Source organism: Caenimonas koreensis DSM 17982, assembly GCF_009646335.1.
GTDB classification, from domain to species: domain Bacteria; phylum Pseudomonadota; class Gammaproteobacteria; order Burkholderiales; family Burkholderiaceae_C; genus Ramlibacter; species Ramlibacter koreensis.
Genome location: NZ_WJBU01000007.1, coordinates 63,309 through 79,683, shown reverse-complemented (window position 1 = coordinate 79,683; position 16,375 = coordinate 63,309). Strand labels below are relative to the sequence as shown.

Genomic DNA, 16,375 nt, shown 5'->3' with positions numbered 1-16,375 from the left:
CAGCGCCACAGGCACGATCGTCGATGACGACACGGCAACGATCTCCAGCGTGTCGGCAGCCAGCGTCACCGAAGGCGGCAACCTGGTGCACACCGTGACGATGTCGACGACGGCCGATCACGCGACGAGCTTCGCGTATTCGCTCGGCGGCGGCACTGCGTCCAGCGGCGACTACACGGCCGCGAGCGTGAGTTTCAGCAACTCGGTCACTCTCAGCGGCGGCTTCGTCACCGTGCCGGCGACCGTATCGAGCTTTACGGTGACCGTGCCCACAGTGGGCGATGCGGTCGACGAATTTGATGAGACGGTGAACCTGACGGTCGGCGGCGCAAGCGCCACCGGCACCATCGTCGATGATGACACGGCAACGATCTCCAGCGTGTCGGCAGCCAGCGTCACCGAAGGCGGCAACCTGGTGCACACCGTGACGATGTCGACGACGGCCGATCACGCGACGAGCTTCGCGTATTCGCTCGGCGGCGGCACTGCGTCCAGCGGCGACTACACAGCGGCGAGCGTGAGTTTCAGCAACTCGGTCACCCTGAGTGGCGGCTTCGTCACCGTGCCGGCGAACGTGTCGACCTTCACGATCACTGTCCCCACGGTGGGCGACGCCACTGACGAGTCAGACGAGACCGTCACGTTGACGGTCGGCGGCGCCAGCGCCACCGGCGCGATCATCGACGACGACACGGCCACCATAGCGAGCGTCTCCGGTGCGAGCGTGACGGAGGGCAGCAGCCTCGTACACACCGTCACGCTGTCGACCGATGCTGATGCGCCACGCGTGTTCTCGTTCTCGATTGCCAACGGTACAACGACCGATGCCGACCACAGCGCAGCCAGTGCGACGTTCAGCGCGGGCGTCACGCTCAGCGCGGGCAATGTGACTGTGCCGGCAGGCGTGACGAGCTTCACCGTCACGATCCCGACGACGGGCGACCTGATTGACGAGAACGACGAAACACTCAACCTGACCGTAGGCGGTGTCTCGGCAACCGGAACCATCATCGACGACGACACCGTCGTGGTCGACTCGGTCTCGTCTGCCATGGCGACCGAAGGCAGCAGCATGGTCTTCTCGGTGGGTCTGAGCGGCGTGGCGGATGCACCGCGCACGTTCTCGCTTGCATTGACCAACGTGACCACCACGTCGGCTGACTACGACGTGGCCGCCGCCGTGCTGAGCGATGGCGTGACACTGGCAGGCGGGCTCGTTACCGTCCCGGCGGGCGTGACCAGCTTTACCGTCAGCCTGCCGCTGGTGAACGACTTCTTCTACGAAGAGAACGAGACCTTCAGCCTGGCAGTAGGCGGCGTTTCGGGCACCGGCACCATCGTCGACGCCTACATCGTGGTGCGTGCGCCTGACGTTGGCACCGGTGCCAACGAGTACATGCTTGGCACAGAGTTCCGCGACACACTGATCGGCAATGGCGGCGACGACCTGTTGTGGGGCCGCGGCGAGCTCGACAAGCTGTACGGTGGCAAGGGCAACGACATCTACCTGATGACCGACGGCCAGGACAAGATCTACGAGAAAGACGGTGAGGGCACCGACACCGTGATCGCCACCGTCGACTTCACGCTCGAGAAGATCGCCAATGTCGAGAACCTCACGCTGATCGGCACCGCCACGCGCGGAACCGGCAACGCGCTGAACAACGTGATCACGGGCAACGACCTCAGCAATGTGCTCAAGGGCGGGGCGGGGAATGACACGCTCATTGGCGGGGCGGGTGACGACTACCTCTTCGGCGGCACGGGCAAAGACCTGCTCATCGGTGGCGACGGCGCTGACCGCTTCGTGTTCGATACCAAGCCCGTCGGCTCACAGTTCGACGTGATCCAGGGCTTTGATGCGTCGGTGGACCATATCGGGCTGGCCCGGTCGATCTACACAACCAAGCTGTCCGCGGGCATGGGCTACTTCCCCGATGCGTTCTATATCGGCACGGCAGCCCACGACACCACCGACCGCGTGATCTTCGACAGCACGAGCGGCAATCTCTACTTTGACCCCGACGGTACGGGCTCCAAACCGATGGTGCAGTTCGCGCAGATCACCGGTCTGGTGGGCACGCTGACATTCGAGAATTTCATCGCGATCTAGGGGCCAGGCCCCTTCGGGGGCAGTGGCACAATGGCCCCATGGCCCGCTACAACGCACCCTTCGAAATCCACGTCCATGGAGACGTCCCCCTGCGCGCCGACGTGGCGTACGAGCAGTTGCAGGAAGCGCTCAAGCCCATCTGGAAGTATGCGGGCGCCAAGTCGCTGGCCGATGGCGCCGAGAGCTCCTACGAGGAAGAACCCGGCATCAAGTTCGACGCAACCGAGCACGTGCTGCGCATGTGCTGGACGGTGCCGGGCGATGAAGACTTTCGCCAGTCGCTCGACGAAATGTGCATGAGCCTCAATGAGCTCGCAGAGCAGGGCGCCGCCATTGAAGTCACTTTCTACGACGCCGACTTCGACGACGAAGACAACCCGCCCGAAGGTGAAGCCCGCGACGATTTTGTGATGCTCTTCGTCGGCCCCACACCTGCTGCAATCATGCAAGTGCAGCGTGACCTGCTCGTGGAAGATGTCGTCAACATGATGGAGCGCCACTTCGATGGCGCTGAATTGGGCGGCGTCGTCGCTGAAATCGACAAGCTGTTCGGCCAGCGCTTCGAGCAGCTCGTCAGCTCACTTGAAATCGGCCGGCCACCGCGTGGCTCGGGCGGCAGTGGCGGCAACGGTCCCGGCCACGGCGGCGGGCGCCGGCCGCGCCACTTGCACTAGATCGCGTTAGCTGCCTTGGGGCCGCGCCAGCCACCGGGCGGCAGCGGCTTGCAGGGCGACCAAATCGCCAGTAGTCAATAGCGACAGCTCTCCCGGGCCTTGTTGCGCCAGCAACCCTGCGCCTTCGAGCACAAACCGGGTATGGCGCGCAACAGGCGCACCCGTTTCAATCAATCGCACCTGCGGCCCTGCAAGCTGCGCGAAGCGTTCCATCACCAGCGGGTAGTGGGTGCAGCCGAGCACCAGCGTATCGACCTCGCCGGGCCCGCTGCCCACGGTACCGAGCGCATCCACATACCGCTCAGACAACTCATCGACAAGCGCCGTGTCGCCGCGCTCGATGGCGTCGGCCAGGCCATCGCACGGCTGCAACTGGAACGAGGCCTGATTCGCAAGGCTGAGATGCAGCGCGCGGAACTTCGCGCTGGCCAGCGTGCCGCGGGTGGCCAGCACGCCGATGCGCTTCGTCTGGCTCGCGGCGATGGCGGGCTTCAAACCGGGCTCGACGCCCACCACGGGCAGGTGCGCGTACGTCTGCCGGATCAGGTGAATGGCGGACGCCGTCGCGGTGTTGCACGCCACGACGAGCGCCTTCGCGCCGTGGTCATCGTGCAGGTGGCGGGCGATCTCCAGCGAGCGGGCGGCAATGAACTCGTCGCTGCGCTCGCCGTACGGCGCGTTGCCCGTGTCGGCGAAGTAGATGAAGTGCTCGCCGGGCAATTCAGCGCGCAGCGCGCGCAGAACGCTCAAGCCGCCCAGCCCGCTATCAAAAACGCCGATAGGCGCTGCGGACATGCCAGCGGCCCATCAGGCAGCCGCGACAGCAATGCCCTTGAACTGGCCCGTCGCGATCTTCTTTTGCCATTCGGCGGGGCCGGTGTTGTGCACGCTGGTGCCACCCGAATCGACAGCCACCGTCACCGGCATATCGACCACGTCGAATTCGTAGATCGCTTCCATGCCCAGGTCGGCAAAGCCCAGCACCTTCGCCGTCTTGATCGCTTTCGACACGAGGTAAGCCGCACCGCCCACGGCCATCAGATACGCGGCCTTGTGATGGCGAATCGCCTCGATCGCCTCTGGCCCGCGTTCGGACTTGCCGATCATGCCGATGAGCCCCGTCTTGGCGAGCATCATGTCGGTGAACTTGTCCATGCGTGTGGCAGTGGTGGGGCCAGCAGGGCCAACGACTTCCTCACGCACCGGATCGACCGGGCCCACGTAATAGATCACGCGGTTCGTGAAGTCGACAGGCAACTGCTCGCCCTTGGCCAGCATGTCCTGGATGCGCTTGTGCGCGGCGTCGCGGCCCGTGAGCATCTTGCCGTTGAGCAGCAGCGTCTCGCCGGCCTTCCACGTCGCGATCTCTTCCTTGGTGAGCGTGTCGAGGTTGACGCGGCGGCTCTTTTGCGTGTCGGGCATCCATTGCACCTTCGGCCACAAGTCGAGGCTGGGCGCTTCGAGGTAGACCGGGCCGGAGCCATCCATCACGAAGTGCGCATGACGCGTTGCCGCGCAGTTCGGGATCATTGCCACGGGCTTGCCCGCCGCGTGCGTGGGGAACATGTTGATCTTGATGTCGAGCACGGTGGTCAAGCCGCCCAGGCCTTGCGCGCCGATGCCCAGCGCATTGACCTTCTCGTACAGCTCAAGCCGCAGCTCTTCAACTTTCGACAGCACCGCGCCGCTCGAAGCCTTGGCCTGCAGCTCGTACATGTCGATGTCTTCCATGAGCGACTCCTTCGCCATGGCCATCGCCTTCTCCGCAGTGCCGCCGATGCCGATGCCCAGCATGCCGGGTGGGCACCAGCCCGCGCCCATCGTGGGCACCGTCTTGAGCACCCAGTCGACCACGGAGTCGCTCGGGTTGAGCATCACGAGCTTGCTCTTGTTCTCGCTGCCGCCGCCCTTGGCTGCCACGGTGATATCGAGCTTGTCGCCCGGCACGATCTGCATCGAGACGACGCAGGGCGTGTTGTCTTGCGTGTTCTTGCGTGCGAACTGCGGGTCCGCCACGATGGAAGCGCGCAGCGTGTTGTCGGGGTGGTTGTAGCCGCGGCGCACGCCTTCATTGATGGCGTCTTCGAGGCTGCCGGAAAAGCCCTCGAAGCGCACGTCCATGCCGACCTTGAGAAACACGTTGACGATGCCTGTGTCCTGGCAGATGGGGCGATGGCCCATCGCGCTCATCTTGCTGTTGGTGAGGATCTGCGCGATCGCGTCCTTCGCAGCGGGGCTTTGCTCTTTTTCATAGGCGCGTGCGAGATGCGCAATGAAGTCGGCGGGGTGGTAGTAGGAGATGTATTGCAGCGACGCTGCGATGGATTCAACGAGGTCGCTGTACTTGATCGTGGTGGACATGCGTGTGTTGTCTCGGTTGGGAGCCTGAATTTTACTGCCGGACCAGGACAACGCCCTTGGCGAGCGAGGTCAATCATCCGTCGCAACAATCGCGGTTGAAACCCTCTTTGACAGGTCACCCGATGCGAATTGCCGCAGCTCTCCATTCGTTCCTGCTTGCCGTGTTGCTCGCGGCCTCGGGCGGGTCCGCCCTTGCCGACGAAGCAGGCTGGGCTGCACTCGCCAAGCCGGGCGCGATCGTGCTGTTTCGCCACGCGACGGCGCCCGGCGTCGGCGATCCTGCGGACATGCAGATCGGCGTGTGTGCGACGCAGCGCAACCTCGACGAGCGGGGCCGCGCCGAGTCACGGCGGCTGGGCCAACTGTTTCGTGAGCGCGGCGTCCGCGTGCAGTCGGTGCTCCATTCGCAGTGGTGCCGCACGCGCGACACGGCCCGGCTCGCGTTCGAGGGCATCGCGCCGGTTCGCGAAGAACCCATCTTCAATTCCTTCTTTTCGCGGCCCGGCGATGTTGACCGCCAGACCATCGCAGCCCGCGCCTTGCTGAAGGAATGGAAGGGGCCGGGCGTGCTGGTGGTGGTGACCCACCAGGTGAACATCACGCAACTCACTGGCGAGGTTCCGTCGTCCGCGGATGGACTGGTGGTGCGTGTGCCCGCAGGCGCCGGCCCGCTCGAAGTGGTGGGACGCGTCGCACCCTAGTCGGATTACCCGGTGCGGCGGCAGGGGGTCAGGGGGCAAGGGGCAGGGCACAAAAGTGCTGTTCAGATCCGCCCGGCCACTTCATACTCATCCATGTGAAGGCTGTGACGCAGGCTGTGCTGGTTTGGGCGGGGCTGCGGCAAGAACATTCACCCGTACTGGTCCCAACCCATCCCCAACAAGGAAATGCCTCGCCCATGAAAGTCGCCACCACTCTTTTCGCCCTGCTCCTGGCAGCCCTGCTACCCATCGCCAACACGGCGGTCGCAGGCGATGCAGATTTCGTCCTCTCGAACCGCACCGGCTACGACATCGAATCAGTCTTTGTCGTGCCCACGAAGCAAAAGAACTGGGGCAAAGATCATCTGGGCGATGGCATTCTGGCCAACGGCAAGTCGCGCAAGATCAGCTTTGACAAGCAATCGACCAACTGCGTGTACGACATCGCCATTCACTGGGTCGGCTACGACTCGTCACACGACCGTTCATGGGAGCGCATCGACCTGTGCGCGATTCACAAGATTTCCCTCTATTACAACGAGAAGACGGACGTCACGACCATGAAGGCCGAATGACGGCCGCATACCGGGTTAGTCGTCAAACAATGCAGGCATGCGGGCGGATGTCCTGCAGTGCTTGCGTGTGCAGCACCTTGCAATTGCTCGATGAGGTCAGCCGTTACGAAGGCTGAACCCGCATATTGTCCCGTTTGATACAACTGGATACACTGAGCCCGACAGTGGTGGCAGCAGTCGGATTCAACAGGACGTCGAATGGGAAACCCAGCTGAAGAGGTGGTCGAGGAAGAGGCGTATTTCGACGTCATGGTGCGGCTGCCCAAGGGTGCAGGGCTCGCTGACATCGAGCGGGGCGCCCACGAAGCGGGTGTTCGGCCTGACCGCGTCGCAGCGCTGATCAAGGCGCTGCAAGCCGTTCCTGACGTGAAGATCGGCGCATCGGTCGATGCCGAGCGCGCGGCCAAGGCCCGTGACCAGTTCACCCGCGCGGGCCTCGTTGTCGAAGTAACGCCGGTGCTCGGCCTCACTGCGCTGACAACGGGCCGGTTCGACGGGCTCGAAGAGTGCAAGGCCTGTCATCACCGCGTGAAGATGTCCGAAGACAGGCAGTGCCCCCACTGCCACGTCTACGTGGACAAAGTGACCGACGAGATCCTGCTGCGCCAGCAACTGCGCAAGAAGGAGCAGGCGGCGGCTGATTTCCGCGCCAACCGCGACCAGCGGCAAGCCGACCAGAGCGTGCGCGCGGAAATGGAGGCGCGCATCCGTGAGGAGATCCAGCGCGAGATGGCCGCCAAGGCGCCGGGAAATGCCGGCGGCAGTGCGTCAGGCAGCGTGAGAGCGCGACTTGCGCTGGTTTTGGTGGGGGCGGTCGCCGTTGCCGTGGCGTTCGTTGCGGGCCGCGGCCTTGCCACCGGCTGGAATTTCGACAACCTGACGACGGTGGGCAAGCTGCCGCCGACCGCACAGGCCAAGGCGACGGAGCTACTCGACAAAATCGAGAAGATCGACAAGGGCGCCAGCGCGGGCGGCTCGACGGCGGCCGCTGCCGCTGCCAACGGCGGGCCGGCGACGGGCGACCCGGACGTTGACGATCCGCTGGTGCAGGCTGCAGGCGGCAAGCGAGTGGGCGCCAAGGGTATTTCCATCGAGCAGGCCGTGGCGGCCGCACAAACGCTGTCGAAGGCAGCGGGCTACAAAGGCGCTGGAACTGATGACGCTGTGGCGGCCGCTGGAGCACCTGCACCTGCATCTCCACCTGCACCGGGAGGTGACGCCGCGCAGCCGGGCACATCGGCTGCTGGCGCGGGCGGCTCTGCTGCGGCCGGTGGCGCTGGTGGCGCCGCACCCGCGCCGAATCCGGCTGCCTCCGCGATGTCGGCCCGTGCGCGGGCGTTGCTCGCTCTCGAGCTGACGCGGCTGGTTGCGCAAGTCGGCCAGGGGCCGCGCGCCCGCGGTATTTTCAAATCCGTCAGCGCCTCGCCGGCCATTGCCAGCGACGCCGAGTTTGCGGCCAATGCCAAGGTCACCGATATTGAACTGCGCGCATGGGCATTGCACGACACTGCGCCCGGCGCATTGCGGCCTGCCGTCGATGCGCTGCTGGCGCAAGCCATGGCGCTGCCCGACCCGTACACGCGCGCCCGCGCCCTGATGGAGGCAGGCGTCATCGCTGCACGCCACCCCGGCTTGCCGCCCGAGACGGCGCGGCTGTTCCTCACCAAATCCTCCGACGCATTGCCCGAGATCCAGGGCGCGCTGCAGGCGGGAGCGATGTCCGACTGGGCCGTCTCGCTCGGTGAAGTCGTCCTGGCCGAGGCGACAGCGCGCGCCAGGGCGGGCCACTGGTCGCGCGCACGCGCGCTGGGCCAGCAGGTCGAGACACTCATCGCCCAGGCACCCGATGCGGCCTCGCAGGCGCGGCTGTACGCCATCGACTACCAGGTCAAGTCGCTGCTGGGGCAGGGCGACAAACTGCAAGCTTCGCTCGATGCAGCCCTGGGGCTGGCTGCGAAGCAGCCCGGCCTGATCGATCGCGCGGGCCTGCTGCGCAACGTCGCGCGGCTGTCGGGCGCGGCCATGCACGACAAGATGGCGGCGGCCATCGAGTCGGTGAAGACGGCGGGCGTTGCAGCCAGCGGCTTCGAGCGCATGCGTACTTTGACGCTGCTCGCCTTGCTGCACGCTGATGCCGGCATGCGCGCGCGTGCCGGTGAGTTCACGCAGCTGGCGCTGGCCACGCCACGGCTGAGCGAGGTGGAAACCACGGAACTCACGGCCGACGTTCTGCTGCGCGGCGACATGGCGACGGCACGTGCCTTGCATCGAGACGGCCTGTACGTCGAAGCCGAGGCACTGCTGCAGCGGCTCGGCTCCTTCCTGTTCTAGCGCTGCGCGCCGGCGGCTGGCCGCCGCCAGTCGTGGGGCATAGGTGCGCAGCCGCAAAAGGTGCTAGTTTCTGCCCATGAACACACGCATCGAGAGTGACACGTTTGGCCCCGTCAACGTGCCGGCGCACCGGCTGTGGGGCGCGCAGACGCAGCGCTCGCTGCAGAACTTCGACATCTCCGGCGAACGCCAGCCGCGCGAGCTGATCCGGGCGCTGGTGCAGGTCAAGCGCTCTTCGGCAGTGGTCAATCACCTGCTCGGCTTGCTGGCGCAGGACAAGGCTTCGGCCATCATCGCAGCCGCAGACGAAGTGCTCGGCGGCCAGCATGACGATGAGTTTCCGCTGGTGGTGTGGCAGACGGGCTCGGGCACACAGACCAACATGAACGTCAACGAGGTGCTTGCCAATCGCGCGAGCGAGTTGCTGGGCGGCAAGCGCGGGCAGGGCCGGCTCGTGCATCCGAATGACGACGTGAACATGAGCCAGTCGTCCAACGATGTGTTTCCGACGGCCATGCACGTGGCGGCCGTTGACGCCATCCGCAACCGGCTGATGCCGTCGCTGATGCAGCTGAAGGCGACGCTCGCGGCAAAGTCAGGCGAGTTCAAGGACATCGTGAAGATCGGCCGCACCCACTTGCAGGATGCGACACCGCTCACGCTGGGCCAGGAGTTCTCGGGCTACGCGGCGCAGCTGGAGCAGGCCGACAGGCATTTGCATGCCGCGCTGCCGCATCTGTGTGAGCTGGCCCTGGGCGGAACGGCCGTGGGCACCGGGCTGAATGCGCCGCCCGGCTATGCGCAGCAGGTCGCCGCAGAGATCGCGCGCCTCACGCAGCTGCCCTTCGTCACGGCGCCCAACAAGTTCGAGGTGATGGCCGCTTGCGATGCGCTGGTGAATGCGCATGGCGCGCTCAAGTCACTCGCTGCCAGCCTGATGAAGATCGCCAATGACGTGCGCTGGCTCGCCAGCGGCCCGCGCAGCGGCATCGGCGAGCTTGGCATTCCGGAGAACGAGCCTGGCTCGTCGATCATGCCCGGCAAGGTGAACCCCACGCAGAGCGAAGCGTTGACCATGCTGTGCTGCCAGGTGTTCGGCAACGACGTTGCGATCAATTTTGGCGGCGCGTCGGGCAACTTCGAGCTCAATGTGTTCCGGCCGATGATTGCGCACAACTTCCTGCAGAGCGTGCGCCTGCTGGCCGACGGCATGCGCAGCTTCAACGACCATTGCGCTGCGGGCATCACGGCCAATCGTGAACGCATCGCCGAACTGGTGGACCGCTCGCTCATGCTCGTGACTGCGCTCAACCCGCATATCGGCTACGACAAGGCGGCGCAGATCGCGAAGAAGGCACACCAGGAAGGCACGAGCCTGCGCGACGCGGCGATTGCTTCGGGCCACGTGACAGCGGCCCAGTTCGACCAGTGGGTCAGGCCGGAGCAGATGATCTAGCCGCAGGAGGAGCCCATGCACGACACGGCAGTTTTCCTGCTCACACACCAGTGGACCGAATCGGTCGCGTATCGCTTTGCGCGCTTGTGGCGTGAGGTGTCACCGCGTGCCGATTGTTTCGTGCTGCTGCACGACGATCAAGGCGAGGTGACGCAGCGCTGGCGGGCGTTTCTCAAGTCGATGGATGCCGAACATGCCCTGAGCCTGTTCCGGCCAGAAGCCCTGGCGGGTGAACTCGGGTTTGCGCTCTACGGCAGCGAGGGGGTGCTGGGCAATACGCACCTGCCGCTGGCGAGCGCCATGCTGCGGGGGCCGTGGCGCCACTGCTGGCAGATCGAGTCGGATGTGGAATACCGGGGCGCCTGGTCCGAGTTCCTGCAGGCCTTCGACGCGTCGAAAGCGGACTTGCTCGCGTCGCACCCTTTTCGCTTTCACGACTGGCCGAGTTGGCGGTGGTGGACATCGCTGAGCGTGCCGGTGGGCAAGGCGCTGGACAAGCGCGCCATGGTCAAGGCATTTTTGCCGGTGTTCCGGATTTCGCGCCCCCTGCTGGATGCAGTGCTGCAGGCGCACCGGGAGGGGTGGTCAGGCCACTTCGAGGTGCTGATGCCCACCGTTGCGGCCGTGCGCGGGTTGGTTGTTGAAGACTTGCGCTCGTCGCACGCATCCTATGTGGGCGACAGCCAGGACCCGTTGCCGATCTTGCCGCTGCTGTCGACCATGCGCTGGCGCCCCGAGATCAGCCTGCGTGAATTTACCGGTCGCGCCAGGGGCGCCTTGCTGTTCCACCCCGTCAAGCAGAACTGGGCCTTCGATGCCGACGGCGTGCGCCGCTGGCCCGAGCCGGCACAGCGGCCCCCCTCATGAGGCCGCAGCCGCCGGTCAGTGTTTGCGCGCCTCGATGCCCGACATGATCTTGTCGGTGTAGGCAATGGCCAGCGCCGAGAACAGGAAGGCGATGTGGATGCAGGTCTGCGCGATCAGCACCCGGTCAGAGTAGTTGTCCGCGTTGATGAAGGTCTTGAGCAGGTGGATCGACGAGATGCCGATGATGGCCGTCGCGAGCTTGACCTTCAGCACAGAGGCATTCACGTGGCTCAGCCACTCGGGCTGGTCGGGATGGCTCTCCAGGTTCATGCGGCTGACAAACGTTTCGTAGCCGCCGACGATCACCATGATCAGCAGGTTGGAGATCATGACCACGTCGATCAGCGCCAGCACTACCAGCATGATGACCGTCTCGTTCAGGGACGTGATCGGTGCGCCCGAGGGCTTGTAGCCGATGCTGGTGATCAACTGCTGCAGTGCCTCCTGGCTGCCCATCACGGCGTGCAGCAGGTGCACCAGCTCCACCCAGAAGTGGTACACGTACACGGCCTGCGCGGCGATCAGGCCCAGATAGAGCGGCAGCTGCAGCCAGCGGCTCGCGAAAATCAGGTTGGGCAGGGGGCGCAGTGATGAGCGCAGGTCGCTGTCGGGTTTGGGTTCTTGCATGTCGGCGATTGTAGATTTGCAGTGTGACGCCCGCGCCAACGGAGTAGATTGGCGCAGGGTCTTTCAGGCCAACCGGGCGAAAGCCGGCCCCGTGGCAGCGCGTCAGTGCGCTGTAAGTGGATACCCTGACATTACGGCGAAACATAACCTGCACCGCGGAGACAAACGTCATGAGCAATATCGAATCTGTCCTGGTCGAGAACCGTGTTTTCCCGCCGCCTGAGGCCGCCACCAAGGGGGCGCGCATTTCGGGCATGGACGCCTATAACGCCCTGTGCGACGAAGCCAGCAAGGACCCGGATGGTTTCTGGTCGCGGCTGGCTCGCGAAAACATTGTGTGGAACAAGCCGTTCACCAAGGTGCTCGACGAATCGAATGCGCCTTTCTACACGTGGTTTGACGACGGCGAGCTGAACGCGTCAGCCAACTGCCTCGACAAACACATGGGAACGGCGGCCGAAAACAAGGACGCGATCATTTTCGAGGCCGATGACGGCGCCGTGACGCGCGTGACCTACAAGGAGCTGCTGGGCCGCGTTTCGCAATTTGCCAACGCACTCAAGGCGCAAGGCGTGAACAAGGGCGACCGCGTCCTGATCTACATGCCCATGACCGTTGAAGGCGTGATCGCGATGCAGGCCTGCGCCCGCATCGGCGCAACGCACAGCGTGGTGTTCGGCGGCTTCTCGGCGAAGGCGCTGCATGAGCGCATCATCGACGCAGGCGCCGTGGCCGTGGTCACCGCCAATTTCCAGATGCGTGGCGGCAAGGAACTGCCGCTCAAGTCCATCGTCGATGAAGGCATCGCGATGGGGGGCTGCACCACGCTCAAATCGGTCATCGTCTACATGCGCACGCCGACGGCCTGCAACATGGTCGCCGGGCGCGACACGACATTCGCCGAAGTGCTGCAGGGCCAGAGCACCGACTGCAAGCCGGAGCCGGTGGGCGCGGAGCACCCGCTGTTCATCCTCTACACCTCGGGCTCGACGGGCAAGCCCAAGGGCGTGCAGCATTCCACCGGCGGCTACCTCCTGTGGGCCAAGCTCACGATGGACTGGACGTTCGACATCAAGCCATCCGATGTGTTCTGGTGCACTGCCGACATCGGCTGGATCACGGGCCACACCTACGTGGCTTACGGCCCGCTCGCAGCGGGCTGCACGCAAGTGATCTTCGAAGGCGTGCCGACGTACCCGAATGCAGGCCGCTTCTGGCAGATGATCGAGAAGCACAAGGTGACGGTGTTCTACACGGCGCCGACTGCCATCCGCTCGCTGATCAAGGCCGCGGAAACCGACGAGAAGGTGCACCCGAAGAACTGGGACCTGACGTCGCTGCGCATCCTGGGCAGCGTCGGCGAGCCGATCAACCCCGAAGCATGGATGTGGTACCACCGCCATGTGGGCGGCGAGCGCTGCCCGATCGTCGACACGTTCTGGCAGACTGAAACCGGCGGCCACATGATCACGCCGCTGCCGGGTGCCACGCCGCTTGTGCCGGGCTCGTGCACGCTGCCGCTGCCGGGCATCATGGCCGCCATCGTCGATGAGGTCGGCCATGACATCCCCAATGGGTCTGGCGGCATGCTCGTCGTGAAGCGGCCCTGGCCTTCGATGATCCGCACGATCTGGGGTGACCCGGAGCGTTTCAAGAAGAGCTACTTCCCCGAAGAGATGGGCGGCAAGCTGTACCTCGCCGGCGACGGCGCTGTGCGCAGCGCTGACCGTGGCTACTTCCGCATCACGGGCCGTATCGACGATGTGTTGAACGTGTCGGGCCACCGTCTGGGCACGATGGAGATCGAATCTGCGCTCGTGTCAATGACCGAGCTGGTGGCTGAGGCAGCAGTGGTCGGTCGGCCCGACGACCTGACCGGCGAAGCGGTGTGCGCGTTCGTGGTGCTCAAGCGCTCGCGGCCCGTGGGTGACGAAGCCAAGCAGATCGCCAACGTGCTGCGCAACTGGGTCGCCAAGGAAATCGGGCCGATTGCCAAGCCCAAGGACATCCGCTTCGGCGACAACCTGCCCAAGACGCGCAGCGGCAAGATCATGCGCCGCCTGCTGAGGTCGATCGCCAAGGGCGAGGCGATCACGCAGGATACGTCGACGCTTGAAAACCCGGCGATCCTGGAGCAGCTGGCCGAAAAGCTCTGACGATAGAAGCGACCGACGAAAAAAGCCCATGCGAACGGGCTTTTTTTATGGGTGGGACCAGCAGGTCACTTCACCGTGAGGACCCAGGCCGCGAGCTTCTTGGCTTCAGCGTCGTTGACCTGTGTGTTCGCGGGCATCGGGACTGCACCCCACACGCCTGAGCCACCCTTCATGATCTTGCCTGCCAGCTTGTCCACGGCGTCCTTCTGGCCGGCGTACTTGGCGGCGACATCCTTGTAAGCGGGGCCGACCAGCTTCTTGTCGGTGGCATGGCATGCCATGCAGTTCTTGGCGGTGGCGAGGGCCTGGTCAGCCATGGCAGGCATCACAGCAGCGGCCGCCAGCAATGCAAAGAGGGCGCGTTTCATCATTTTGGTCCTGTGGATCGAGTTGCGGTACATTGGTCCAACGCCATAGTAGCGGTTGTGGTTGACTTGGCCGTTGTCTTTGACACAGCTTTACAGCCTCTGGAGAAATGCAATGCTTTTTTTGGGCCTTGGAATCATTTTGCTCGCGATGAAGTACCTCGAAATGAGTCCTGTTGTCACATGGCCGTGGTGGCTGGTGCTCTCGCCCTTCGGTCTGGCGATGGCCTGGTGGGCCTGGGCCGACTGGTCTGGCTACACCAAACGCAAGGCGGTCGAAAAGGAGATGGCGAAGAAGCAGGCCCGCATCGACAAGAACAAGCAATCGCTCGGCATGCAGGCGGGGCGCCGCAAGCGCTGAAGCGCGCAGCGCCTTGAACGGGCGCCGCGGGAGCTGGCTTCAGTAGTTGTCGAGCACCGCGCCCTTGCTGGCGCTGGACGCATTGAAAGCGAACTTGGCCTGCACGCCTCGCGTGTAGCGCGGCTGCGGCGCCGTCCAGGCCGCACGGCGCTTGTCGATTTCAGACTCCGGCACGTTCAGCTCCAGCTTGAGCTGGTGCGCATCAATCGTGATCGAGTCGCCTTCATGCACGAACGCAATGGTGCCGCCCGCAGCTGCTTCCGGCGCGACGTGGCCGACCACCATGCCCCAGGTGCCGCCTGAAAAGCGCCCATCGGTGATGAGGCCGACGGATTCGCCCAGGCCTGCACCAATCAAGGCACCCGTGGGCGCAAGCATCTCTGGCATGCCGGGGCCGCCTTTGGGCCCGAGGTAGCGCAGCACCATCACGTCGCCCGCCACGATCTTGCCGTCGAGGATGGCCTTGAGCGCGGACTGCTCGTCATCGAACACGCGCGCCGGGCCGGTGATCACCGGGTTCTTCAGGCCCGTGATCTTCGCAACAGCGCCTTCGGGCGACAGGTTGCCCTTGAGGATGGCGAGGTGGCCTTGCTCGTACATCGGGTTCGAGATGGGGCGGATCACATCCTGGTCGGCGCGCGGCGAATCCGGAATGTCTTTCAGCACCTCAGCGATCGTCTGGCCGGTGATGGTGATGCAGTCGCCGTGCAGCAGGCCCGCATTGAGCAACACCTTCATCACTTGCGGAATGCCGCCGGCCAGGTGCAGGTCGACAGCCAAATATTTTCCGGACGGCTTCAGGTCGCACAGCACTGGCGTTCTCTGGCGGATGCGCTCGAAGTCGTCGATGGTCCATTCAACGCCCGCGGCATGCGCGATGGCCAGGAAGTGCAGCACGGCGTTGGTCGAGCCGCCTGTTGCCATGATCACAGCCACTGCGTTCTCAATCGCCTTCTTGGTCACGATGTCACGCGGCTTGATGTCCTGCCTGATCGCCTCGATCAGCACCTTCGCCGACTCCTTGGCGGAGTTCATTTTCTCGTCGTGCGGGTTCGCCATCGTGGACGAGTAGGGCAGTGAGATGCCGAGCGCTTCGAAAGCACTCGACATCGTGTTCGCCGTGTACATGCCGCCGCAGGAGCCGGTGCCGGGAATGGCGCGCATTTCAATCTCGCGCAGGTCGGCATCGCTGAGGTTGCCGGCGGCGTTTTGCCCCACGGCCTCGAACACGCTGACGATGTTCAGGTCCTTGCCGTTCCACTTGCCCGGAAGAATCGTGCCGCCATACACGTAGATGGCCGGCACATTGGCGCGCAGCATGCCCATCAGGCCGCCGGGCATGTTCTTGTCGCAGCCGCCGATCACGACCACGCCATCCATCCACTGGCCCTGCACGCAGGTTTCGATGCAATCGGAGATCACTTCGCGGCTCACCAGCGAGTACTTCATGCCCTCGGTGCCCATCGCCATGCCGTCGGAGATGGTGGGTGTGCCGAACACCTGCGCGTTGCCGCCGGCCTCTTCAATGCCTGCGATGGCAGCGTCGGCGAGTTTTTGCAGGCCGCTGTTGCACGGCGTGATCGTGCTGTGGCCGTTGGCAACGCCGACCATGGGCTTTTTGAAGTCGGCCTCCTCGTAGCCCATGGCGTAGTACATGGAGCGGTTGGGAGCGCGCGACTTGCCCTCGGTGATGGTGCTGCTGCGCGAATTGATGGGGATGATTTTTTTGTCCATGGGCGGCAGTATGCGCCGGGGTGCTGATTCTTTCCAATCCGTTTTTATGGGTCG

13 protein-coding genes and 1 pseudogene are annotated in these 16,375 nt (G+C 64.5%); 9 read left to right on the top strand and 5 right to left on the bottom strand.

Translation table 11 applies throughout. From position 1 onward, the window contains the following. Together GHT07_RS08575 and GHT07_RS08570 are read left to right on the top strand one after the other, a co-directional pair. Positions 1-2,113, top strand: a pseudogene (locus GHT07_RS08575) (hypothetical protein); the annotation flags it as partial. A gap of 38 nt (positions 2,114-2,151) precedes the next feature. Beyond that, a complete protein-coding gene (locus tag GHT07_RS08570; protein ID WP_153584670.1) occupies positions 2,152-2,787 on the top strand; it encodes a DUF6806 family protein in 636 nt (211 codons plus the stop codon). 6 nt (positions 2,788-2,793) lie between these two features. Here the strand turns inward: GHT07_RS08570 and murI are convergent, their stop codons facing one another. Further along, positions 2,794-3,582, bottom strand: a complete 789-nt coding sequence (gene murI / locus GHT07_RS08565; RefSeq protein WP_153584669.1) for a glutamate racemase — start codon at positions 3,580-3,582, stop codon at positions 2,794-2,796. A 12-nt stretch (positions 3,583-3,594) separates the two neighbouring features. Then, a complete protein-coding gene (locus GHT07_RS08560; protein WP_153584668.1) occupies positions 3,595-5,148 on the bottom strand; it encodes a fumarate hydratase in 1,554 nt (517 codons plus the stop codon). Between the two features lie 95 nt (positions 5,149-5,243). Here GHT07_RS08560 and GHT07_RS08555 point away from each other — a divergent pair, with 95 nt between their 5' ends. The 5 genes from GHT07_RS08555 to GHT07_RS08535 all read left to right on the top strand — a co-directional run bounded on the left by GHT07_RS08555 (position 5,244) and on the right by GHT07_RS08535 (position 11,078). Next, entirely contained in the window at positions 5,244-5,849 is a 606-nt protein-coding gene (locus GHT07_RS08555) for a histidine phosphatase family protein (protein WP_228488251.1), read from the top strand. A gap of 197 nt (positions 5,850-6,046) precedes the next feature. Continuing rightward, positions 6,047-6,424, top strand: coding sequence for a YozE family protein (locus GHT07_RS08550; RefSeq protein WP_228488250.1), 378 nt, complete (start codon positions 6,047-6,049; stop codon positions 6,422-6,424). Positions 6,425-6,622: 198 nt separating this feature from the next. After that, on the top strand, positions 6,623-8,755 hold the full coding sequence (locus GHT07_RS08545; RefSeq protein ID WP_153584667.1) for a hypothetical protein: 2,133 nt from the start codon (positions 6,623-6,625) through the stop codon (positions 8,753-8,755). A 76-nt stretch (positions 8,756-8,831) separates the two neighbouring features. Beyond that, positions 8,832-10,211 carry a class II fumarate hydratase gene (fumC, locus tag GHT07_RS08540; RefSeq protein WP_153584666.1) on the top strand — a complete coding sequence of 460 codons (1,380 nt, stop codon included), beginning with the start codon at positions 8,832-8,834 and terminating at the stop codon, positions 10,209-10,211. Positions 10,212-10,226: 15 nt separating this feature from the next. Further along, complete coding sequence (locus GHT07_RS08535; protein ID WP_153584665.1) at positions 10,227-11,078, top strand: hypothetical protein; 852 nt, start codon at positions 10,227-10,229, stop codon at positions 11,076-11,078. A gap of 15 nt (positions 11,079-11,093) precedes the next feature. Here GHT07_RS08535 and GHT07_RS08530 read toward each other — a convergent pair whose 3' ends face one another. Beyond that, a complete protein-coding gene (locus GHT07_RS08530) occupies positions 11,094-11,705 on the bottom strand; it encodes a YqhA family protein (protein WP_153584664.1) in 612 nt (203 codons plus the stop codon). 170 nt (positions 11,706-11,875) lie between these two features. Here GHT07_RS08530 and acs point away from each other — a divergent pair, with 170 nt between their 5' ends. After that, positions 11,876-13,861, top strand: a complete 1,986-nt coding sequence (gene acs, locus GHT07_RS08525; RefSeq protein WP_153584663.1) for an acetate--CoA ligase — start codon at positions 11,876-11,878, stop codon at positions 13,859-13,861. Between the two features lie 65 nt (positions 13,862-13,926). Here the strand turns inward: acs and GHT07_RS08520 are convergent, their stop codons facing one another. Continuing rightward, entirely contained in the window at positions 13,927-14,229 is a 303-nt protein-coding gene (locus GHT07_RS08520) for a c-type cytochrome (RefSeq protein ID WP_153584676.1), read from the bottom strand. 112 nt (positions 14,230-14,341) lie between these two features. Here GHT07_RS08520 and GHT07_RS08515 point away from each other — a divergent pair, with 112 nt between their 5' ends. Beyond that, a complete protein-coding gene (locus GHT07_RS08515) occupies positions 14,342-14,587 on the top strand; it encodes a TIGR04438 family Trp-rich protein (RefSeq protein ID WP_153584662.1) in 246 nt (81 codons plus the stop codon). A gap of 39 nt (positions 14,588-14,626) precedes the next feature. Here the strand turns inward: GHT07_RS08515 and ilvD are convergent, their stop codons facing one another. Then, a complete protein-coding gene (ilvD, locus tag GHT07_RS08510) occupies positions 14,627-16,321 on the bottom strand; it encodes a dihydroxy-acid dehydratase (protein WP_153584661.1) in 1,695 nt (564 codons plus the stop codon). Positions 16,322-16,375: the final 54 nt, after the last annotated feature.